This is a genomic window from Streptomyces sp. NBC_01013 (assembly GCF_045162765.1).
GTDB lineage: Bacteria > Actinomycetota > Actinomycetes > Streptomycetales > Streptomycetaceae > Streptomyces.
On sequence record NZ_CP108687.1, the window covers coordinates 7,496,527 to 7,518,902 of the forward strand.

Below are 22,376 nucleotides of genomic sequence, written 5' to 3' on the forward strand. Positions count from 1 at the left end.
GTACGGATCATTCGGAGCCGAGCTGACCGTCGATGAGCTGGAAGAGCTCGTCGTCGGACGCCTGGTCCAGATGGGGGGTGGCAGTGGTGTCTGTGTCCGTGGCAACCGCGGGGGTGTCCCGGGCCGCCGTGAGCCTGGCCTGCAGGGAGGCCAGCCGGGTGGTGATCCGGTCGCGGGCCTCCGCGCCGAGAGCGGCCCCGTCGAACGCGGCCTCCAGCTCGTCGATACGGGCCAGTGCGGAGGCCGCCCCGCCGGGCAGCCGGTCGGTCAGCTCCCCGTGGAGATGGGTGGCGAGCGCGGTCGCGGTCGGCCGGTCGAAGAGCAGGGTGGTGGGCAGCCTCAGTCCGGTCTCGGCACCGAGGCGGTTGCGCAGTTCCACGGCGGTCAGGGAGTCGAAACCGAGGTCGAGCAGACCCCGGTCGGCGGGAACCGGCCGGTTCGGCGGATGCCCGAGGATCTCGGCCACCACCGCCCGCACCAGATCCAGCACGATGCGCGGCCGCTCCGTCTCGGCGGCCTCGGCCAGCTTGCGGACCCACGGGGCGTCGCCGTCCGCGGCGACGACGGACCCGCCGCCCGTCCCGGACGTGACCGCGGGCCGCCCGGCCGGCAGGCCGACCAGGGACCGCAGCAGCGGCGGTACGCGGTCCGGATCACCGAGCCGGCGCAGCGCCGAGGTGTCCAGCCGCGCGGGCACGGCGGTGGCCAGTCCCGAGGCCAGCGCGGCATCGAACAGCGCGAGCCCCTCCTCAGCGGTCAGTGGTGCGATGCCGGTACGCGCGATCCTCGCCAGATCGGCGCCGCTCAGGGCCCCGCCCATGCCGCCGGGCTGCTCCCACAGCCCCCAGGCGAGCGAGAGCGCGGGCAGGCCGAGCGCTTGGCGGTGCTGGGCCAGCGCGTCCACGTATGTGTTCGCCGCCGCGTAGTTGGCCTGGCCCGCGTTGCCGATGATCCCCGCGACGGAGGAGAACAGGACGAAGGCGTCCAGCTCGGTCCCCCGCTCCCGGGTCAGCTCGTGCAGCAGCAGGGCGGCGTCGGCCTTCGGCCGGATGACCGTCGTGAAGTCCTCATCGGTGAGCGCCGCCAGTGTCGCGTCCGCCGTGACCCCCGCCGCATGGACGACGGCGGTCAGCGGATGCCCGGCCGGTATGGAGTCGAGGAGCGCGGTGAGCGCCTCCCGGTCCGCGAGGTCGCAGGCGGTGAGGGTGATCTGCGCGCCGAGACCTGTGAGGTCGGCGACAAGCCGGCGGGCACCGGGTGCGTCCGGCCCCCGACGGCTCGTCAGATGAAGCCGCCGCACCCCGTGGTGGGTGATGAGCCGCTCGGCGACCAGCCTGCCGAGCGCACCCGTGGCACCCGTCAGGAGCACCGTGCCGCGCCCGGCGTCCGGCAGGGCCACGCGGCTCTTCCCGGCGACGGGCACTGCGGCCAGGCGAGGGTGGAGCGCTTCGCCGTCCCGTAGCGCGAGTTGGGGTTCTCCGGTGCCGAGGGCGCGGTCCCGTACGAGGGTTGAGGCGTCCGTACCGTCCGTGTCGACCAGGACGAAGCGCCCCGGATGCTCGGTCTGGGCCGTACGCACCAGTCCCCACCACGCCGACCGGTCGAGCCCCGGCACCGGGTCACCGTCGCGGGCGGCGATCGCCCCGGTCGTCGTGACGACCAGCCGGGCTCGCTCGAACCGGGCGTCCGCCACCCAGTCGCGCAGCACCTGCGCGAGGCCGGGCAGCGAACGCTCCACCTCGTCCAGTACGGCGTCGCCCAGGAACTCGCCCTCCGCGTCCGCGATCCGGAACGCCTCGTCGAGACCGACCGCACCCGTTTCCGGGCCAGGGGCGGGGGCGGACAGCGCCGTCCACTCCACCCGGTACAGGCCGTCCGCGTTTCGGCGGACCGATGCGATCCGCGCCGGATCCGCCTCCCGTACCACCAGGGACGCCACGGAGAGCACCGAAGTCCCGGACTCGTCGGTCAGCAGCAGTCCGGTGGTGCCGTGCCCGGCCGGGGACAGCCGCACGCGCACCGACCCTGCCCGCGTCGGACGCACCCGCACCCCGTTCCAGGAGAACGGGACCGGCAGGCCGCCCGAAGGACCGGGGCCCGCGAGCGCGAGCGGGTGCAGTGCCGAGTCGAGGAGCGACGGTGACAGGAGGTGCCCCTCGCCGCTCTCGGCCAGTGCCACCTCGGCGAACCAGGTGCCGTCACCGGGATCGCGCCAGGCGGCCCGCAGCCCCTGGAACGCGGGGCCGTAGGTGTAGCCCAGCGCGGCCAGCTCGGCGTAGGCGCCACCGACCTCGACGGGTTCCGCCCCGGCCGGCGGCCAGGCCCCCGTCTCCCGCTCCGGTGGTGCGGCGGTGTCCGGTGCGAGCACCCCGGAGGCGTGCGCGGTCCACGGCTCGCCGTCCGCCCCGCCCTGGTGCGCGGCGTCCGTCCGGGAATGGACCGTGACCGTCCTGCGGCCGTCCTGCCCAGCCGCCCCGACACTCACCTGCACCTGCACGGACCCCGTCTCCGGGATCAGCAGTGGGTCGCTGAGGGTCAGTTCGTCGACCGCGTCGGCGCCCGCCTGCCGGCCGGCGTACAGAGCGAGTTCGAGCAGCGCCGCTCCCGGCAGCACGACGGTGCCGAGCACCGCGTGGTCGGCCAGCCATGGATGGCTGTCCAGGGAGAGGAGCCCGGTGTGGACCGTGCCCGTGCCGCCGGCGAGTTCCACGGCGGCCCCGAGCAGCGGATGGTCCGTGGCTCCGAGCCCCGCCTGCTCCACTCGGGCGGTCCCGGCCGGAGCGGCCGGGCGGTCCAGCCAGTAGCGCTCGCGCTGGAAGGGGTACGTGGGCAGCTCGACCCGGCCGCGGCCCTCCCGCACCCCGTACACCGCCCGGCCGACGGTGCCACCGGCGGCGTGCAGGGCGCCGAGGGCCTCCGGCAGCGAGCGGAGTTCGGAGCGGTCACGGCGCAGCAGCGGCAGCAGCACCGCCTCGGGGTGCGAGTCGGCGGCCATGGTCGCGAGCACCGCGTCCGGGCCGAGCTCCAGGAACGTGCCGATGCCCAGCTCCTTGAGCGTGCTGACACCGTCGGCGAAGCGGACGGCCTCGCGGGCGTGGCGTACCCAGTAGTCCGCCGAGGCGAAGTCGTCGGGGTCGACGGCCTGCCCCGTGAGGTCGGAGATCACCGTGAGGGCCGGCGCCCGGAACTCCAGCCCCGCCACCACCTCCCGGAACTCCGCGAGGACCGGATCCATCAGCGGCGAGTGGAAGGCGTGGCTGACGGTGAGCCTGCGGGTCCGGGCGCCCGACTCCGCCGCCAGAGCGGCGATCTCGTCGATCGCGCCGGCCTCGCCCGACACCACGGTGGCCCGGGGCCCGTTGAGTGCGGCGATGCCCGCACGGTCGTCGAGACCGGTCAGCAGCCGCGCCACCGCCTCCTCGTCGAGCGCGACGGCCAGCATGGCGCCGCCGGCGGGCAGCCCCTGCATCAGCCGGCCACGGGCCGCCACCAGCGTCGCCGCGTCACTCAGCGACAGCACACCGGCCGCGTGCGCTGCGGCCACCGATCCGATGGAGTGCCCGAGCAACGCGTCGGGACGTACGCCGAAGTGCTCCATCAGCCGGAACAGTGCCGTCTCCAGGGCGAACAGGGCGGGCTGGGTGTACCGCGTCTCGTCCAGCAGGGCCGCCTGCGGCGTGCCCTCGTCGGCGAACACGATCTCGCGCAGCGAGCGGCCGATGAGCGGGTCGAGCGCCGCGCAGACCTCGTCGAGGGCCGCGGCGAACACGTCGTACGCCGCGTACAGCTCCCTGCCCGCACCCGCACGCTGGCTGCCCTGACCGGTGAAGAGGAACGCGGTCCGGACCCGCTCGGGCGCCAGGACCTCCCGCGTCCCGCCCGACGCCACCGAGGCCAAGGCGCGCAGCGTCTCCTCCCGGTCGGCCGCGACGAACGAAACGCGGTACTCGAAGGCGCCGGGACCGGCGGCCAGGGCCGCCGAGACGTCCGCCGGGTGTGGCCGGGGTTCCCCTTCGAGGACCTCGGCGAGCTGCGCCGCCCGGGCCCGCAGCGCGCCGGGCGTGTGCCCGGACACCAGCCACGGGACGAGCGGGCCGCCGGCGCCGGCGTCCGGGACCTCCGTGGCGGCCAGGGTGTCCGCCGGTGCCTCCAGGATGACGTGGGCGTTGGTCCCGCTGATCCCGAAGGACGACACGGCTGCCCGGCGGGGCCGGTCGTGCTCCGGCCACGGCGTCGCCTCGGTGAGCAGCTCGACCCCACCCTCCGACCAGTCGACGTGCGGGGTGGGCCGGTCGATGTGCAGACTCCTGGGCAGCGTTCCGTGCCGCATGGAGAGCACGGTCTTGATCACGCCCGCGACGCCCGCCGCGGCCTGCGTGTGTCCGATGTTGGACTTCACCGAGCCCAGCAGCAGCGGCTGTCCGGCCGGCCTGTCCTGCCCGTACACGGCCAGCAGCGCCTGGGCCTCGATCGGGTCCCCGAGCCGGGTACCGGTCCCGTGGGCCTCGACGGCGTCGACGTCCCGGGCGGTGAGTCCCGCCCGGTCCAGCGCCTGGCGGATGACCCGCTGCTGGGAGGGGCCGTTGGGTGCGGTGAGGCCGTTGCTCGCACCGTCCTGATTGACGGCGGAGCCACGGAGCAGGGCCAGTACCTCATGGCCGTGGCGCTGGGCGTCCGAGAGCCGCTCGACGAGCAGCAGCCCGACGCCCTCGCCCCAGCCCGTGCCGTCGGCGGCCTCCGCGAACGGCTTGCACCGCCCGTCGGCGGAGAGCCCCCGCTGCCGGCTGAACTCGACGAAGGTCGCGGGCCCGGCCATCACCGTCACACCACCGGCGAGCGCCAGGTCGCATTCGCCCTGCCGCAGTGACTGTGCGGCGAGGTGCAGCGCCACCAGGGACGAGGAGCATGCCGTGTCCACGGTCACCGCCGGGCCCTCGAGGCCGAAGGTGTACGAGACCCGGCCGGAGGCCACACTGCCCGCGCTCCCGCTGACCAGGTACCCCTCGACCTCACCGGGGGCGTTCGGCGACTGGTGCAGCCGGGCCCCGTAGTCGTTGTACATCACACCCGCGAAGACCCCGGTGCGGGAGCCGCGCAGCCCGGCCGGGTCGATCCCGGCCCGCTCGAAGGCCTCCCACGCGGTCTCCAGCAGCAGCCGTTGCTGCGGGTCCGTGGTGAGGGCCTCGCGCGGGCTCATCCCGAAGAACTCGGGGTCGAAGTCGGCGGCCGTGTGCAGGAACCCGCCCTCCTTGGCGTACGACGTGCCGGGGCGGGAGGCGTCCGGATCGTAGAGGCCGGCCAGGTCCCAGCCCCGGTCGGCGGGGAAGCCGGAGACCGCGTCGGTCTCGTCACTGACGAGGCGCCACAGCTCCTCGGGGGTGGTCACGCCGCCGGGGAAACGGCAGGCCATGGACACGATGGCGATCGGATCGTCCACGGTGGCGCCCGTCGGCGCGGTCGCTGGGACGCCGGCCGGGACCAGGTCCGCTCCGGCACCGACGAGTTCGGTACGCAGCAGGGTGGCGAGCGCCAGCGGGGTCGGGTGGTCGAAGACCAGGGTGGTGGGCAGGCGCAGACCGGTGGCCGTCCCGAGCCGGTTGCGCAGATCGACGGCTGCCAGGGAGTCGAAGCCGAGATCGGTGAAGGCGCGACCGTCGGGCACCGAGGCCGCGTCCGCGTGGCCCAGCACCGTGGCCGTGGTGGCGCGCACCAGCTCCAGCAGCTTCCGTTCCACCTCCTCGCCCGAGAGGCCGGCCAACTGGTCGGCCCACGCCGGACCGGACTGTGCGGCGACGGAGTTGGCCGCCCGGCGCGGACGCTTCGGTGTCAGCGACCGCAGCGGTGCGGGAACCGGCACGCCCCCCTCGCCCAGGGTGGCGGTGGCGAACCGGGAGGCCACGAGCAGCGGGTGCCGGGAGCCGAGCGCGTCGTCGAAGAGCCGCAGGGCGCTCGCTTCGGGGAGCGGGGCGATCCCGGACCGGGCGAGCCGGGCGAGATCGGAAGCGCCCAGCCGGGATCCCATGCCGTCGGGCTGGTCCCAGAGACCCCATGCGAGTGAGGTGGCGGGCAGGCCGAGGGCGTGCCGGTGCTGGGCGAGGGCGTCCAAGTAGGTGTTGGCAGCCGCGTAGTTGGCCTGCCCGGCCGTGCCGGTCACCCCGGTGACTGAGGAGAAGAGGACGAAGGCGGTAAGTTCCAGGCCGAGTTCACGGGTGAGCTCGTGCAGCAGCAGGGCCGCGTCCGCCTTCGGCCGCAGGACGGCGTCCAGGCGGTCCGGGGTGAGGTCCTCAAGCACACCGTCGTCGAGCACCCCGGCCGCGTGCACGACCGCGCTCAGGGGGTGTGCGTCCGGGATGCCGGTGAGCAGGCGGGCGACGGCGGCACGGTCGGTGGTGTCGCAGGCCACGAGGGCGACGTCGGCCCCGAGTTCCGTCAGGCGCGCGAGCAGCTCCGCCGCGCCCGGAGCCGTGGGGCCGCGCCGCCCGGCGAGAAGCAGATGCCGGACACCGTGGTGAGTGATGAGCCGCTCGGCGATCGTGGCGCCCAGTGCCCCGGTGGCTCCCGTCAGCAGGACGGTGCCCGCGGCATCGGGACCGGTGACCGGGTCGGCCGGGGGCGCGGTGTCCGGGCTGTCCGGCGCGATCCTGGCCAGCCGGGGCACCAGCACCCGCCCTTCACGCAAGGCGAGTTGGGGCTCATCGCCGGTCAGTGCACCGGCCAGTGCGGCTTCGCTCGCCGCGCTCTCGTCCGTGTCGACGACGACGAAGCTGCCGGGATGCTCGGACTGGGCCGTACGCAGCAGACCCCACACCGACGCGGCCGCCAGACCGGCGACGGCCTCGCCCGGCTCGGCCGCGACGGCGCCCGAGGTGACGACCGCGAGCCTGGCGTCGGCAGGTCGCTCGGAAGCCAGCCACTCCTGGACGAGCGAGAGGGCGCGATGAGCCGGCCCGGCCCCGGAGAGGCCGGAGTCGATCCGCACGATCTCGGCCTCGCCCAGGGCCGCACCGGTCCGGCCGGTGTGCGCGACCGGCTCCGTCCACTCCACCGCGTACAGCGGGTCGACGCCCTCGGCGGCCGGCGATGCCGCGGTCACGGCGGGGGCGGCCAGCAGATACACCGAGTCCACGGAGGCGACCGGGCCCCCGGCCGGGTCGGCCAGCGACAGGGACATCGAGTCCCCGAGCGCCGGCTCCAGCCGGATCCGGACCGAATCGGCCCCGGTGGCGTGCAGGCGGATGCCGGACCAGGAGAACGGGAGCTTCAGCTCCGCACCGCCGTCGCGCAGCGGCAGGAGGTGCAGCGCGGCGTCGAGCAGTGCGGGATGAACAATGAACTCCCCTGCGGTTTCGCTCAGTTCCTCCGGCAGCGTGGCCTCGGCGAACAGGGTGTCCCCGACCGTCCAGGCGTCCCGCAGGTTGCGGAAGGCCGGGCCGTAGCCGTAACCCAGCCGCTCCAGCCGCTCGTAGACCTCGGCCACATCCGTACGGACCGCGTCGGCCGGTGGCCACAGGGCTTCCGGTGCGGGGGCCTCATGGTCCAGCGGTGCCAGCCGCCCGGAGGCGTGCCGCACCCAGGGCGCACCGGCGGCGGGCCGGGCGTGCACGCTGAACGGCCGCCGGTCCGTGCCGTCGGGGGCGCCCACCGCGAGCTGGAGCGACACCGCCGAGCCGTCGACGGGCAGGGGGAGCGGAGCCTCGAGTGTCAGCTCGTCCACCACCGGAACGTTTGCCCTCTCGCCCGCGCGCAGGGCCAGTTCGACGAACAGCGCTGCGGGCACGAGTGGTGTGCCGCCCATCGTGTGGTCGGCGAGCCAGGGGAGCAGCGCCGTGCCCACCTCTCCGGTGAAGAGCAGACCGTCGTCCCCGGCGAGCTCGACGGCGGGAGCGAGCAGCGCGTCGGTCGCGGAGGCCGCCGTCGCGTCCAGCCAGTAGTGGGTGGGTTGGAAGGGGTAGGTGGGGAGGTTGGTGTGGGGGTGGTGGTGGGTGGGTGGGGTGGTGGGGGTGCCTTGGGTGTGGGTGGTGGCGAGGGCGGTTTGGTAGGTGTGGTTTTCGTTGTGGTTTTTGCGGAGGAGGGGGGTGGTGTGGGGTGTGTGGGTGGTGAGGGAGGCGTCGGGTCCGAGTTCGAGGTAGGTGGTGATGTTTTTGGTGGTGAGGGTGGTGATGTTGTCGTGGTGGCGGACGGTGTGGCGTATTTGGTGGGTCCAGTGGTCGGGGGTGGTGGGGTTGCCGTGGGTGATGAGGGGGGTGTGGGGTTGGTGGTAGGTGATGGTTTGGGCTGTTTGATGGAATTGGTTGAGGATGGGGTCCATGTGGTGGGAGTGGAAGGCGTGGCTGACGGTGAGGGGGTGGGTGCGGTGGCCGTGTTGTTTGAGGGTGTGTGTGGCTTCCTGGATGGCGTCGTGGTCGCCTGAGATGACGAGGGAGGTGGGGCTGTTGACGGCGGCGAGGGCGATGTGGTCGTTGAGGTAGGGCTGGATTTGTTCTTCGGTGGCTTGGATGGCGGTCATGGCTCCGCCGGGTGGTGCGGTTTGCATGAGGTGGGCGCGGGTGGTGATGAGGAGGGCTGCGTCTTGGAGGGTGAGGATGCCGGCGAGGTGGGCGGCGGTGAGTTCGCCGATGGAGTGGCCGGTGAGGTAGTCGGGGGTGATGCCGTGGTGTTTGAGGAGGTGGTGGAGTGCTGTTTCGAGGGCGAAGAGGGCGGGTTGGGTGTAGCGGGTTTCGTTGAGGAGTGCGGCGTTGGGGGTGTCTGCGGCGGCGAACATGATGTCGCGCAGGGGGTGTTCGAGGTGTGGGTCGAGGGCGTCGATGGTGTCGTCGAGTGCGCTGGCGAAGGCGGGGTGGGTGCTGTAGAGGGTGTGGCCCATCCGGGGGCGTTGGCTGCCCTGTCCGGTGAGGAGGTAGGCGATGCGTGGTGTGGGGGTTGCGGTGCCTCGTACGAGTGCGGGGTGTTCCTGGTCGGTGGCGAGGGCGTTCAGGGCGTCGAGTGCCTGGTCCCGGTCACCTGCCAACACCACCCCACGATGTTCCAGGGCGGCGCGTCCCCCCGTCAGCGTGTGGCTGATCGCCTCGGCCGAGGCCGGCCGTTCCCGTACGAAGGTGGCGAGCCGTGCGGCCTGGGCGCGCAGGGCGGCCGGGCTGTGTGCGGACAGCGGCCACAGGACGGGCGTGCTGTCGTCGGGGCTCGATACGGCCGGTTCCTGCGCCTCGGGGGCCTGCTCCAGGATGACGTGGGCGTTGGTCCCGCTGATCCCGAACGACGACACCGCCGCACGCCGGGGCCGGTCGTGCTCCGGCCAGGCGGTCTCCCGCGTCAGGAGCCTGACCGCACCCGCCTCCCAGTCGATCTGCGGGGACGGGGCGTCCACGTGCAGGGTGCGGGGCAGCACGCCGTGGCGCATCGCCTCGACCATCTTGATGATGCCGCCCACCCCGGCCGCCGCCTGGGCGTGCCCGATGTTCGACTTCAGCGAGCCGAGGTGCAACGGCTCGTCGCCCTGCCTCTCCTGCCCGTACGTGGCAAGGAGCGCCTGCGCCTCGATCGGGTCGCCCAGCCGGGTACCCGTCCCGTGTGCCTCGACCGCGTCGACCTCGGAGGCCCGCAGCCCCGCGCCGGCCAGGGCCTGGCGGATGACCCGCTCCTGTGAGGGGCCGTTGGGTGCGGTGAGGCCGTTGCTCGCCCCGTCCTGGTTGACTGCGGAGCCCCGGACGACCGCGAGCACCTGATGGCCGTTGCGCCGGGCGTCCGACAGCCGCTCCACGAGCAGCAGCCCCACACCCTCCGACCAGCCCGTTCCGTCGGCCGATGCCGAGAAGGACTTGCACCGGCCGTCGGGGGAGAGCCCCCGCTGCCGGCTGAACTCGACGAACGTGTCCGGGCGGGCCATCACGGTCACACCGCCGGCGAGTGCCAGATCGCATTCGCCCTGCCGCAGTGACTGGGCGGCGAGGTGCAGCGCCACCAGAGAGGACGAGCATGCCGTGTCCACCGTCACCGCCGGGCCCTCAAGCCCGAAGGTGTACGCGACACGCCCCGAGATCACGCTCGATGTGTTGCCTGTGAGGAGGTAGCCCTCCAGATCATTCGGAGCCTTGAGGAACCTCGACCCGTAGTCGTTGTACATGACACCGGCGAAGACCCCTGTCCGGCTGCCGCGCACGGTGCCGGGGTCGATCCCGGCCCGCTCGAACGTCTCCCACGCCGTTTCCAGGAGCAGCCGCTGCTGCGGGTCGGCCGCGATGGCTTCGCGCGGGCTGATCCCGAAGAACTCGGCGTCGAACTGCGCGGCGCCGTAAAGGAACCCGCCTTCGCGGGCGTACGAGGTACCGAGGTGTTCCGGGTCCGGGTCGTAGAGGCTCGCCAGGTCCCAGCCCCGGTCGGTGGGGAAGCCGCCGATGGCGTCCCGCGCGGACGCGACGAGGTCCCACAGATCGTCGGGCGACGCCACGCCGCCCGGGTAGCGGCATGCCATGCCGACGATCACGATCGGGTCGTCCTGGTCGGTGGGCCGCGCCCCGGAGGCCACGGGTCCGGAGGACAGGGTGGTGCCCCCGGGCAGCAGGGTCAGGAGATGGGCGGCCAGCGCCCGGGGGGTCGGGTGGTCGAAGACGGCCGTGGCGGAGATCCTCAGACCGGTGGCCGTGCCGAGCCGGTTGCGCAGATCGACACCGGCGAGGGAGTCGAATCCCAGATCGCGGAAGGCGCGTGACTCGTCCAGCGTCGCCGGTGTGGTGTGGCCGAGCACCGTGGCCACGGTGGTCCGCACCAACTCGGTGACCGTACGCAGCCTTTCCTCCTCGGGTAGACCGCCCGTGCGCACCGCCCACGAGGCGGCGCCGGAGGTATCGGCCGCCGAGGCGCGGGGGCGTGGTGTCCGGACCAGGCCGCGCAGGACCGGAGGCAGAGAACCCTGCTCCGCCCTCGTCCGCAGAGCGGCCGCGTCGATCCGTACGAGGACCGGCGCCGGGTCCCCGCCGGTCAGGGCCGCGTCGAGCAGCGTCAGGCCGTCGGTCACGGACAACGGGGCGAGCCCCGACCGCGACCAGCGGGCCAGCTCGGTCGCCCCCAGGCCGCCGCTCATCCCGTCGGGCTGGTCCCAGAGACCCCAGGCGAGTGAGGCGGCGGGCAGCCCGAGGGCGTGGCGGTGCTGGGCAAGGGCGTCCAAGTAGGCGTTGGCGGCCGCGTAGTTGGCCTGTCCGGCGTTGCCGGTGACGCCGACGATCGACGAGAACAGCACGAAGTCGTCCAGCTCGGCACCGGCCGTGAGCTCGTGCAGATGCGAGGCCGCGTCGGCCTTCGTGCGGAGCACGGTCTCCAGCCGGTCAGGGGTGAGGCTCCCGATCGTCACGTCGTCGAGGACGCCGGCCAGATGGAAGACGGCCCCCAGGGGGTGTGCGGACGGGATCGAGGCCAGAGCCCCTGCCAGGTCCTCGCGTGAGGCCGCGTCCCCGGTCGCGAACCGCACCTCGGCCCCGGCGTCGGCGAGCTCCCGCGCCAACTCTGCCGCTCCTTGTGCCTGTTCGCCGCTCCGGCTCAGCAGCAGCAGATGCCGGGCCCCGTGCCGGGCCACGAGATGCCGGGCGACGAGCCGGCCGAGCCCACCGGTCCCGCCGGTGATCAGGACCGTGCGACGGCCGTAGTCGCGTCCTTCGGGCGCGGGCTCGGTGGCGTCATCACCCCGGACGACCCGGGGTGCAAACAAAGAAGCCTTACGCAAGGAGAGTTGGGGCTCGTCGAGCGAAGCATCCGACAGGACGGCGAGGTCCGGCGCCGCCCCGTCGACATCCGCCAGGGCGAACCGGCCGGGGTGCTCCGACTGCGCCGAACGCACCAGCCCCCAGGCGGCGGCCGACCAGGGATCGGGCACGGAGTCGCCCTCCACGACGGCCAGCGCACCTCGGGTGAGGAACAGCAGCCGCGCCTCGGCGAAGCGTTCCTGACCCAGCCACTCCCGTACCAGCGCCAGGGTCCGCTCGGCTGCCCCGCGCCCCTGCGGAACGCTCACCGCGACGACACCGGGCACCGGTGAGTCCGGCGCGAGGTCCCCGAGCGTGTCGACGTGCACCGGCCGCGACTGGGCGGAGGCGGCACGTGCGACGGGCGTCCATTCGAGGCGGTGCGGTGCGGGCGTGTGGCCGCTCGGCGTGCCGAGTGCCGCCGCCTCGACCGGAAGCAGGGTGAGCGATTCGGCGGACAGGACGGCGTTGCCGGCCGGGTCGGTGACCGTGAGCCGGCCCGACGACCAACGGGCGCGCACAGTGGTGGCGCCGGTGGCGAAGAGCTCGATGCCCGACCAGGCGAAGGGCACGGGCAGCCCGGCCTCCTCCCGCGCCCCCTGTCCGACCAGCGGATGCAGGGCCGCGTCGAGCAGGGCCGGATGGATCGCGAACTCCGCAGCCTGATCGTGCAGTTCGCCGGGGAGCGCGAGTTCGGCGAACAGGTCGTCGCCGTCGCTCCACGCGGAACGTACGGCACGGAAGGCGGGCCCGTAGGCGTACCCCAGCCGGTCGAGACGTACGTACAGCGCCTCGATGTCGAGGGCCTGGCCGCCGCGCGGCGGCCAGGTGCCACCCACGGCCGCGGGCCGGGTGGGCGCCGGGGGTGCCAGCGTGCCCGTGGCGTGCCGGGTCCAGTCGCTCGCCGTGTCCGGCCGCGTGTGGATGCTGAGAGAGCGGTGACCGTCCGCGTCGGCCGGGCCGACGGCCAGCTGGAGCAGCAGGGAACCGGCGGCGGGAAGCGGCAGGGGTGCCTCCAGCGTCAGTTCCGCCACCCTCGGCGCGTCCACGGACTCGCCGACGGCCAGTGCGAGATCCACGAAGGCGGTCCCGGGCAGAAGCGTGTGGCCGAGGATCTCGTGGTCCGCGAGCCAGGGATGGGCGTCCTGCGACAGCTGCCCGGTGAACACCGACCCGCCCTGCTCGGCGAGTTCACCCGACGCGCCCAGGAAGGGGTGATCCGTGGCCGCGAGTCCGAGCGATTCAGGACCGGCCGTGGCCCGGCTCTGCACCCGCCAGTAGTGGGTGGGTTGGAAGGGGTAGGTGGGGAGGTTGGTGTGGGGGTGGTGGTGGGTGGGTGGGGTGGTGGGGGTGCCTTGGGTGTGGGTGGTGGCGAGGGCGGTTTGGTAGGTGTGGTTTTCGTTGTGGTTTTTGCGGAGGAGGGGGGTGGTGTGGGGTGTGTGGGTGGTGAGGGAGGCGTCGGGTCCGAGTTCGAGGTAGGTGGTGATGTTTTTGGTGGTGAGGGTGGTGATGTTGTCGTGGTGGCGGACGGTGTGGCGTATTTGGTGGGTCCAGTGGTCGGGGGTGGTGGGGTTGCCGTGGGTGATGAGGGGGGTGTGGGGTTGGTGGTAGGTGATGGTTTGGGCTGTTTGATGGAATTGGTTGAGGATGGGGTCCATGTGGTGGGAGTGGAAGGCGTGGCTGACGGTGAGGGGGTGGGTGCGGTGGCCGTGTTGTTTGAGGGTGTGTGTGGCTTCCTGGATGGCGTCGTGGTCGCCTGAGATGACGAGGGAGGTGGGGCTGTTGACGGCGGCGAGGGCGATGTGGTCGTTGAGGTAGGGCTGGATTTGTTCTTCGGTGGCTTGGATGGCGGTCATGGCTCCGCCGGGTGGTGCGGTTTGCATGAGGTGGGCGCGGGTGGTGATGAGGAGGGCTGCGTCTTGGAGGGTGAGGATGCCGGCGAGGTGGGCGGCGGTGAGTTCGCCGATGGAGTGGCCGGTGAGGTAGTCGGGGGTGATGCCGTGGTGTTTGAGGAGGTGGTGGAGTGCTGTTTCGAGGGCGAAGAGGGCGGGTTGGGTGTAGCGGGTTTCGTTGAGGAGTGCGGCGTTGGGGGTGTCTGCGGCGGCGAACATGATGTCGCGCAGGGGGTGTTCGAGGTGTGGGTCGAGGGCGTCGATGGTGTCGTCGAGTGCGGTGGCGAAGGCGGGGTGGGTGCTGTAGAGGGTGTGGCCCATCCGGGGGCGTTGGCTGCCCTGTCCGGTGAGGAGGTAGGCGATGCGTGGTGTGGGGGTTGCGGTGCCTCGTACGAGTGCGGGGTGTTCCTGGTCGGTGGCGAGGGCGTTCAGGGCGTCGAGTGCCTGGTCCCGGTCACCTGCCAACACCACCCCACGATGCTCAAGACCTGCCCGCCCCCGGTACAACGCCGAAGCGACCTGGCCGGGCTCGATGTCCGGGTGTTCCACGACGTACGCACGGAGCTGCCTGGCCTGCTCGCGCAGTGAGCCGGTGTTCTGTGCGGAGAGTGGCCACAACACCGGTTCGGAGCCGCCGGGATCAGGCGTGGACGGGACCGAATCCAACGCTTCCGGGGACCGTTCCAGGATGACGTGGGCGTTGGTCCCGCTGATCCCGAACGACGACACCGCCGCACGCCGGGGCCGGTCGTGCTCCGGCCAGGGCGCGTCCTCCGTCAGCAGGCGCACCGCACCCGCCTCCCAGTCCACATGAGGCGACGGGGCGTCCACGTGCAGGGTGCGGGGGAGTACGCCGTGGCGCATCGCCTCGACCATCTTGATGATGCCGCCCACCCCGGCCGCCGCCTGGGCGTGCCCGATGTTCGACTTCAACGAGCCCAGTAGCAGCGGCTGTTCGGCCGGGCGATTCTGGCCGTACGTGGCCAGCAGCGCCTCGGCCTCGATCGGGTCGCCGAGACGTGTGCCCGTCCCGTGCGCTTCCATCGCGTCCACATCGCAGGTGCCGAGGCCGGCATTGGCCAGGGCCTGGCGGATGACCCGCTCCTGCGAGGGACCGTTGGGCGCGGTGAGGCCGTTGCTCGCCCCGTCCTGGTTGACTGCGGAGCCCCGGACGACCGCGAGCACCTGATGACCGTTGCGCCGGGCGTCCGACAGCCGCTCCACGAGCAGCAGCCCCACACCCTCGGACCACGCGGTGCCGTCGGCGCCCGCCGCGAAGGCCTTGCAACGCGCGTCGGACGCCAGGCCGCGCTGCCGGCTGAACTCCAGGAACATCCCCGGTGTCGGCATCACGGTCACACCGCCGGCGAGCGCCAGATCGCATTCGCCCTGCCGCAGTGCCTGGGCCGCGAGATGCAGTGCCACCAGGGACGAGGAGCAGGCGGTGTCCACCGTCACCGCCGGGCCCTCAAGCCCGAAGGTGTACGCGACACGCCCCGAGGCGACACTCGCCGTACTGCCGGTGAGCAGATAGCCGTCCAGCCCCTCGGCCGGTTCGTGCAGGCGGGGCCCGTAGTCCTGGGCGGTGGCGCCGATGAACACACCGGACGCGCTGCCGCGCAGGCTGTCGGGCGCGATCCCGGCCCGCTCGAAGGCCTCCCACGCCGTGGTGAGCAGCAGCCTCTGCTGCGGGTCCATGGCCGCCGCCTCGCGGGGGCTGATCCCGAACAGTGCGGCGTCGAACTCGCCGGCCCCGTAAAGGAATCCACCCTCCCGCACATAGGAGGTGCCGGGCCGGTCGGGGTCGGGGTCGTACAGCGCGGCCAGGTCCCAGCCCCGGTCCGCGGGGAACGGGCCGATGGCATCCGTGCCCCCGGCGACCAGATTCCACAGGTCCTCCGGGGAGGCCACCCCGCCCGGGTAGCGGCACGCCATGCCCACGATGGCGATCGGCTCGTTCACCTGGGCCGCCGCACCCGTGCGGGCGACCGGCAGACCGGCCGTCGTCCGCCCCGAGGCCCCGTCGAGCCGCTCGCGCAGCAGCCGGACCACGGCCTCGGGCGTCGGGTGGTTGTAGACCAGGGCCGACGGCAGGGAGAGGCCTGTGGCGATCTGGAGCCGGTCGCGCAGCTCTACCCCGGCCAGCGAGTCGAAGCCGAGGTCCTTGAACGTATGGCCCGGATCGACCGCGTCGCCCGTGACATGGCCCAGCACGATCGCGACCTGCGTCCGGATCAGATCGAGCAGGTCCGTGTCCGAGGCCGCCGCGTGCGTGTCCCCGGGCGTCTCCGCAGGCGCGGGGCCGCCCACCGGCGCCGTTACTCCGGGCGCCACGGCCGGGCCGTCCAGCCAGTGGCGGTCGCGCTGGAAGGCGTACGTCGGCAGCGGTACGGCCCGACCGCCCCACCCCGCCAACGCGTCCGCCCAGTCCACCCGGGCGCCCCGCACCTGCGCCTGCGCCAGTGCGGCTGTCAGGGTCTCCGGTTCGGGGCGGCCGCGCCGCAGGACCGACAGCAGCGCGGACTCACCGTCGGCGAGCGTGTCGCGGGCCAGGGCGGTGAGGACGGCGTCCGGGCCCAGCTCGACGAAGACGCCCACACCGTCGGCCCGCAGCGTGCGCAGCCCGTCGTGGAAGCGGACGGCGTCGCGGATGTGCCGTGTCCAGTAGTCGGGTGAGGCGAGTTCCCCGGCGGTCGCGAAGTCGCCCGTGACGTTGGAGACGACCGGAATCCTCGGCGCGTGGAACTCGAGCTCCCCGGCGACCCGCCGGAACGCTTCGAGGACCGGGTCCATCAGCGGCGAGTGGAATGCGTGACTGACCGTCAACTGCCGGGTCCGGCGACCCTGGGAGGCGAACGCGTCCTTGATCCGGAGGACATCTGCCTCGTTGCCCGAGACGACGGTGGCACGCGGTCCGTTGACGGCGGCGATGGAGACCCGGTCGGTGAGGAGAGGGGTCACCTCCTGTTCGGTCGCCTCCACCGCGGCCATCGCACCGCCCGCCGGAAGCTCCTGCATCAGCCGGCCCCGGGCGGCGACAAGGCGCGCGGCGTCGTCGAGCGAGAGCACACCGGACACGTGGGCCGCGGTCAGTTCACCGATCGAATGCCCGGCCAGTCGGTCCGGCCGCAGGCCCAGGTGCTCCACCAGACGGAACAGCGCAGTCTCGACGGCGAAGAGCGCGGGCTGTGTATAGCGCGTCTCGTCCAGCAGCGCGGCCTGCGGCGATCCCTCCGTCGCGAGGACGAGGCTTTCGAGCGGCCGGTCCAGATGAGGGGAGAAGGCCACGCAGACGCGGTCGAACGCCTCGGCGAACTCCTCGTACACGGCGTAGAGTTCGCGCCCCATTCCGGCGCGCTGACTGCCCTGCCCGGTGAAGAGGAACGCAGTGAGGGGGTGCGCGCCCGCCTTGCCACGTACGAGTGCGGGGTCGTCCTGGCCCTCGGCCAGGGCCTCGACCGCGCGCAGCAGCCCTTCCCTGCCGGCGGCCACCGCGACGGCTCGCTCGTCGAAGAGAGTGCGGGTGGTGGCGAGGGAGTAGGCGGTGTCGAGCGGTGTGGACGCGGGATCGGCGGCACTCAGGTGGTCGCGGAGCCGTGCGGCCTGTCCGCGCAGGGCCCGGCCGTCGCGGGCGCTGAGCACCCACGGGACCGGCCGCGGCGCACCGGAGCCTGGGGCGCCCGCGGCCTCCCCGGAGTTCCCGGAGCCCCCGGCAGCATCGGAGGCCGGTGTCACCACGGCCACACGGACACGGGTCTCCACCGCATCGCTCTCTGCCGCATGGTCCTCCACGGCATCGACCGCCACCGCATCGCCCACCACCACATGGCAGTTGGTGCCGCCCATGCCGAAGGAGCTGACCCCCGCGATCAGCGGGAGTTCCTCGCTGGGCCAGGGGCCCTCCTCGGTCCGGACCCGCAGGCCCAGGTCGGCCAGGGGGATCGCCGGGTTGGGCTCGTCGAAGTTCAGGCTGGCCGGGATCCGGCGCCGGTCGATGGACAAAGCGGTCTTCAGCAGCCCCACCAGACCGGCCGCGCCCTCCAGATGCCCGACGTTCGTCTTCGCCGAGCCCACCTGGAGCGGGGCGCCGGCCGCCCGGCCCGTGCCGAGGGCGGCACCGAGCGCGGCGGCCTCCACCGGGTCGCCCACGGGCGTGCCGGTGCCGTGCAGCTCGACGTACTGGACCTGGCCGGCCGGGACACCCGCGCGGGCGTACGCCTCGCGCAGCACCGCTTCCTGCGCCCCCCGGTCCGGGACTGTGAGCCCGTCCGACGCGCCGTCGTTGTTGACCGCGCTGCCCAGGATCACGCAGTGCACCCGGTCGCCGTCCGCCCGGGCCCGGTCCAGCGGCTTGAGCACGACGGCGACACCGCCCTCGCCCCGTACGTAGCCATTGGCCCGGGCGTCGAAGGTGAAGCAGCGGCCGTCCGGCGACAGCGCCCCGAACTTCGCACTGTCCGCGCTGCTGCCGGGGGAGAGGATCAGGTTCGCTCCGCCGACGACGGCGAGATCGGACTCACCGCTGCGCAGGCTCTCGCAGGCGAGGTGGACCGCGACCAGCGACGAGGACTGGGCCGCGTCCACGGTCAGACTCGGACCGGTGAGGCCGAGCACGTACGAGAGCCGGTTGGCGAGGATGCCCCGGTGCAGTCCCGTCACGGAATACCGGTCCGCGTCCGTCTCGCCCCTGCGGTGGTGGAGCGCCGCGTAGTCGTCCCAGATGGCGCTCGCGAAGACGGCGGTCCGGCTTCCGGCGAGCACCCCGGGGACGATCCCGGCCTCCTCCAGCGCCTCCCAGCCCAGCTCCAGCAGCAGCCGCTGCTGGGGGTCCATCGCCGCCGCCTCACGGGGCGGGATCCCGAAGAAGCCGGCGTCGAACCGGTCCACCTCGTCGAGGAAGGCGCCATGGGCGGGGGCGCCGGCGGACCGGCGGCCCGCGGGCGCCTCCCCGACGGCGTCCTCACCGCGGCTGAGCAACTCCCAGAAAGCGGCGGGATCGGGTGCCCCGGGGAGGCGGCAGGCGAGACCGATGACGGCGATAGGTGCGGAGTGGGCGCTACGCATGATCTGTGACGTACTCCCTCGTCGAGAACGACCCGGCGAGACCCACCCTCCCCAGCCGCGCTAACGGCGGCCTTTGCGCGGTCTAAATCGTCCCTGAGCCGTCGGGGCCCACCCCCGCCGCGCGCAGCCCGCGCCGCAACGCCGTCAGGTGCTCCAGCGCGATGCGGTGCTGCTCCTCCGGGTCCGGCGCACCCGCCGACCCGCCGAACGCGTGGTACGCCCCCGGGAAGTTGTGCAGCTCCACCGGCACCCCGGCCTGCGCCAGGCGGAGCCCGTACAGCAGCCCCTCGTCGCGCAGCGGATCGAGACCCGCGGTCGAGATGTACGCCGGGGGCAGCCCGCCCAGGTCCCCGGCGCGGGCCGGGGACGCGTGCACGGGAGCCTCGCCCCCGCCCGTACCGAGGTAGAGCTCCCAGCTCTCCCGCGCCAGCCGGCGGTTCCAGATGGGCGTGTCCAGGAACGCGGTCATCGAGCCCGTCTCCAGCCGGTCGTCCAGCACCGGAGTGCTCAGGTGCTGGAAGACCAGCCCGGGCCCGCCCCGGTCCCGGGCGAGCAGGGTGAGCCCGGCGGCGAGACAGCCCCCGGAACTGGCCCCCGCCACCGCGAGCCGAGCCGGATCCGCCCCGATCTCCTTGGCGTTCCCGGCGGTCCACTCCAGTGCGGCCCAGCAGTCGTCGAGCCCGGCCGGAAACCGATCCTCCGGCGCCAGCCGGTAGGCCACTGCGACGACCACCGCCGAGGCGAACGACGCCGCCTGGGCCGCCGAGTGGTGCACCGAGTCCACATTGCCGAGGACGAAGCCCCCGCCGTGGATCCACAGCACCGCGGGCAGCGCGGACCCCGCCCCGGCCGGGCGGTACACCCGCACCCGGACCTCCGGGGACCCGGGCGGCCCCGGAATCCACCGCTCCGTCACCTCGACCCCCGGCACCGCCGGAAGTTCACGCAGCGGCCGCGGGCCCGCCCGATGGTCCGCGACCGCGTCGGCCAGCCGTCCCGTCACCGGCATGCTCAGGCCTCCAGAGCGATGGCCTGCGAGGGGCAGAGCGCCACGGTGTCCCGCAGCCTCGCCTCCTCGGCCGCGCCGTCCACCCGGTCCTCCAGGACGAGGACCGTGCCCTCGTCCGACTGGTCGAAGCGGTCGGGGGCGGACAGGACGCACTGACCCGCGCCCAGACACCGCTGTGTATCGGCCTTGATGTGCATGGCTTCCGGTTCCCTTCTGATCACCATGTGACGGGCAGGCGCCAGATGCCCTGGACACCGCCCGGTTCCTTGACCGGCAGCTGCCCTGAGGGTTCGGCGAGGCGCAGCCCCGGCAGCCGGCGGAAGAGTGTGGACAGCGCGATCTCCATCTCGGCCCTGGCCAGGTTCTGGCCGATGCACTGGTGGACACCGTGTCCGAAGGAGATGTGGTGGCGTGCGCCGCGCCCTACGTCGAAAGCGTCGGCGGAGGGGAACGCCTCGTCGTCCCGGTTGGCGGACGAGATGACGACGATCACCCCGTCACCCGCCCGGACCCGGTGCCCACCGAGCTCCGTGTCGACCGTCGCGAACCGGGCGACGCCGTCCGCGATCGCCATGTACCGCAGCAGCTCCTCCACCGCGCCCGGCAGCAGCGACTCGTCGGCGCGCAGGGCCGCGAGCTGCTCCGGGTTCTCCAGCAGGGTGAGGACGCCGAGGGCGATCGCGCTCGCCGTGGTCTCGTGCCCGGCCACCAGCAGCAGCAGGGCGATGTCGACCAGGTCGCGGCGGGTGAGCGCGCCGGTGGACAGCTGCTCGGCGATCAGGGTGTCGAGCAGCCCGTCGCCCGGCTCCTCCTCCTTGCGCCGGATCAGCCCGTCGAGGTACGAGGCGAGCTGGGCGAACGCGTCCGCGCTGTCCTCCAGGCTCGTCGTCCCGGTGACCACCCGGCGGGACTGCTGCTCGAAGAACCCGTGGTCGGCGTACGGGACACCGAGGAGTTCGCAGATGACGACGGACGGCACGGGCAGGGCGAAGTCCGGAACCAGATCGGCGACCGGGCCCTTGGCCTCGATCGCGTCGATCAGCTCGTCCACCAGCCGCTGGATGCCGGGCCGCAGCGCCTGTACCTTGCGGACGGTGAAGTTGGTGAGCAGCATGCGCCGCTGCACGGTGTGCTCCGGCGGGTCCATGCCGATGAAATTGCGGACCTTGCGCGCCGACTCGAAGCGCGGCGCGGTGGCCGGATAGTGCGGATGGACCCGGTCGGAGGAGTACGTGGCCGCGTCGAGCAGGACCTGTCGGGCCTCCGCGTGCCCGCTCACCGCCCACACCCGGCGCCCGTTGTACAGCTCGACCAGGGACACCGGCCCCTGCTCGCGGTAGGCGTCGTAGCCGGCGGGCGGCTGGAAGGGGCAGCCGCGGGCCTGCGGATACGCGGGCAGCTCCGGCCCGTTCGTCGGTGCGGCGATGCTGGTCTCGGTCATTCCCCGGCCTCCAGGGCAGTGAGCGGGACGGCGGCGGGTGCGGGTGCGGCCGGGGGAGCCGCTTCGGGCGCTGCCGGATTCTTTGTGCGCGGCGCGCTGAACCGCCGTACGGCGGGGGCCTCGACCCAGGTGAACAGGGCGTGGGCCAGGACCAGGGCGGTCAGCAGGGCGGCGAGCAGCAGGGCGGCCGCCGCACCCCCGGACAGGTCCTGGCCGGCGACGAGCCACTTGTGGCCGTACGTCACCACCAGGCCGTGCACCATGTAGAACGCGAACGAGAGCTCGCCGAGCCGCACCAGTACCCGCCCCCGGAACGGCGAGGCGGTCTGCCGGACATCGGCCTGCGCGGCGGCGACGACCAGCGGGATGAGCCACAGGGCGCCGGTGCCCGCGACACCGTACAGATACGGCACCGACGAGTTGAGGACGTACCCGCCGACCGCGACCGCGGCGGCGGGCAGCAGCCCGATGCGCGGGAGTGCGCCGGTCAGCACCAGCCGGGCGGCGATCATGCCGAGCACGAACTCGACGGCCCGGACCGGCGGGAAGAAGTAGACGGACCAGATCTGCTCGAAGGACAGCGAGCCGTCGGCGATGAAGGGCAGCGGGGTGCCGGCCACCGCCCAGCTGCTGACGGCCGGCACCAGGACGGTGAGCGCGGCGAGCACCCCGGCGGCCGTCCACAGTCGGCGGGCCGTCAGCCGCTCCAGGACCGGCAGCAGGAACGGGAAGGCGAGATAGAAGAACAGCTCGCACGACAGCGACCAGCTGACGGCGTTCATCGTGTTCGGCACCTGGATCTCGGGTATCCACGCCTGCACGAGGAACAGGTTGGCCAGCACACCCTTGGTGGTGAACACCTCGGACGCGGCGACCATCAGCACCGCGGCGGCCACGAAGGTGACCAGGTGGTTGGGGAAGATCTTCACCAGTCTGCGCCGCCAGACGCGCGTGGCCCCGTCGGCGGGCCGCGCCGACCAGGTCAGGACGAAACCGCTGAGGACGAAGAAGAAAGTCACCCCGTAGAAACCGGCGTTGGCGAAGGTGTCGCCCAGCGTGTCGCCCACCGAGCCCTCGAAGAACCGGGTCTGGAAGGTGGTGTGGAACGCGAAGACCAGCAGGGCCGCCAGGAAGCGCATCCCGGTGAGGGACGGCAGTCTGGCGGCCCGCGGCAGGTCCGCGGCGGATGGTGACGCGGGGGACGGTGCTGGTGACCCTGGCATGGCTGATGACCTCCG

Annotated in this window: 5 protein-coding genes; all 5 read right to left on the reverse strand. The window is 73.1% G+C overall.

Features of this window, described 5'->3' with window-relative positions; genetic code table 11:
• Positions 1–7: 7 nt before the first annotated feature.
• The 5 genes from OG538_RS32650 to OG538_RS32670 all read right to left on the reverse strand — a co-directional run bounded on the left by OG538_RS32650 (position 8) and on the right by OG538_RS32670 (position 22,361).
• Positions 8–18,688 carry an SDR family NAD(P)-dependent oxidoreductase gene (locus tag OG538_RS32650; protein WP_406099110.1) on the reverse strand — a complete coding sequence of 6,227 codons (18,681 nt, stop codon included), beginning with the start codon at positions 18,686–18,688 and terminating at the stop codon, positions 8–10.
• An 82-nt stretch (positions 18,689–18,770) separates the two neighbouring features.
• Positions 18,771–19,697, reverse strand: coding sequence for an alpha/beta hydrolase fold domain-containing protein (locus OG538_RS32655; RefSeq protein WP_406099111.1), 927 nt, complete (start codon positions 19,695–19,697; stop codon positions 18,771–18,773).
• 2 nt (positions 19,698–19,699) lie between these two features.
• Positions 19,700–19,894, reverse strand: a complete 195-nt coding sequence (locus OG538_RS32660; RefSeq protein WP_136326119.1) for a ferredoxin — start codon at positions 19,892–19,894, stop codon at positions 19,700–19,702.
• Between the two features lie 20 nt (positions 19,895–19,914).
• The gene (locus tag OG538_RS32665) at positions 19,915–21,138 is read right to left on the reverse strand and encodes a cytochrome P450 (RefSeq protein WP_406099113.1); all 1,224 of its coding nucleotides are present in this window, start codon (positions 21,136–21,138) and stop codon (positions 19,915–19,917) included.
• Positions 21,135–22,361, reverse strand: a complete 1,227-nt coding sequence (locus tag OG538_RS32670; RefSeq protein WP_406099114.1) for an acyltransferase family protein — start codon at positions 22,359–22,361, stop codon at positions 21,135–21,137. Before OG538_RS32670 ends, OG538_RS32665 begins: the two co-directional genes overlap by 4 nt.
• Positions 22,362–22,376 lie beyond the last annotated feature (15 nt).

Excerpts from the sequence above, each read along its gene's own strand:
- OG538_RS32650 (WP_406099110.1), bottom strand. The coding sequence starts at position 18,688 with ATGCGTAGCGCCCACTCCGCACCTATCGCCGTCATCGGTCTCGCCTGC.
- OG538_RS32655 (WP_406099111.1), bottom strand. The coding sequence starts at position 19,697 with ATGCCGGTGACGGGACGGCTGGCCGACGCGGTCGCGGACCATCGGGCG.
- OG538_RS32660 (WP_136326119.1), bottom strand. The coding sequence starts at position 19,894 with ATGCACATCAAGGCCGATACACAGCGGTGTCTGGGCGCGGGTCAGTGC.
- OG538_RS32665 (WP_406099113.1), bottom strand. The coding sequence starts at position 21,138 with ATGACCGAGACCAGCATCGCCGCACCGACGAACGGGCCGGAGCTGCCC.
- OG538_RS32670 (WP_406099114.1), bottom strand. The coding sequence starts at position 22,361 with ATGCCAGGGTCACCAGCACCGTCCCCCGCGTCACCATCCGCCGCGGAC.